This window comes from Kocuria carniphila, assembly GCF_004136555.1.
Lineage (GTDB): Bacteria > Actinomycetota > Actinomycetes > Actinomycetales > Micrococcaceae > Kocuria > Kocuria carniphila.
Genome location: NZ_NOIT01000048.1, coordinates 1 through 847 on the forward strand (window position 1 = coordinate 1; position 847 = coordinate 847).

Annotated in this window: 1 protein-coding gene; it reads right to left on the bottom strand. The window is 68.8% G+C overall.

Annotated features, from left to right (window positions below):
• A partial coding sequence (locus EWV37_RS15435; RefSeq protein WP_129702510.1) for an IS1380 family transposase occupies positions 1 to 847 on the bottom strand: 847 nt, incomplete at both ends.

The window sequence follows — 847 nt, forward strand, 5'->3', positions numbered from 1 at the left end:
CCGGAGGGCAGGTGGGCCAGGGCGCTGTCCTTCAAATCGGCGTTGACCTGCTCGATGACCGCGTGGCCCCGGTGGGTCTGGTCCGCGGTCACCGTGTCCAGCACCTCCGGGTCGGTGGTGGTGAAGAAGGCGTGGAACCGGTGGGTGTCGAACAGTGTCGGCTGGTCCGTGTCCTGGGGGTTCAGTTCCGGGATTCGGCGCACCACCAGTCGACCGGGGACCCGTTCGGTTTTCTTCCTTGAGGTGAACGCGGTGAAGGGGACCTCGGCCACCTCCGCCTTGGAGATCCACGTGCCGGTGTCCTCGTCGAAGATCGCCTGCGGGTACCTGATGCCGGTCCACGCTTTCTCGTCGATGCCGGCGATAGCGGCCTTGACGGCCTTGTCCATCTTCACGGTCACCGACACCTCCGCCCCGGCGGTGAGCGCGGCGGCCACGGTGGCATGCCCATAGAAAGCGGAGTCGGCCCGGACCAGCACCCGGGCGCCGGCCGCCGGCACCAATCGCTTGAGGATGGCCAGCGAATCCCCGACCAGCCTCGAGGCCCCGCGCGGGGAGCCGACCGAACCGCGGCGCAGCCGCTGACCCAGGATTACCGGGGCCGCGGTCTGGGTGCTGGCGGTGGCCAACAGGGCGTTGAGCCCACGGACCCCGGAGTACCCGTACCCGGAACCCTGCTTCTGGTAGCCGTGGACCTCGATGATCGTGTCGTCCACATCAACATAAACGAACCCCGGATCCGCACCGGCAGCGCCGGTGCGTCCCAGCAGCGGGGCCCGGTCGGCCAGGTTCACCAGGAACCGGGAGGCGACCGCGTCGAGTTGGCGCACGTGCCCGAAGGTGAACT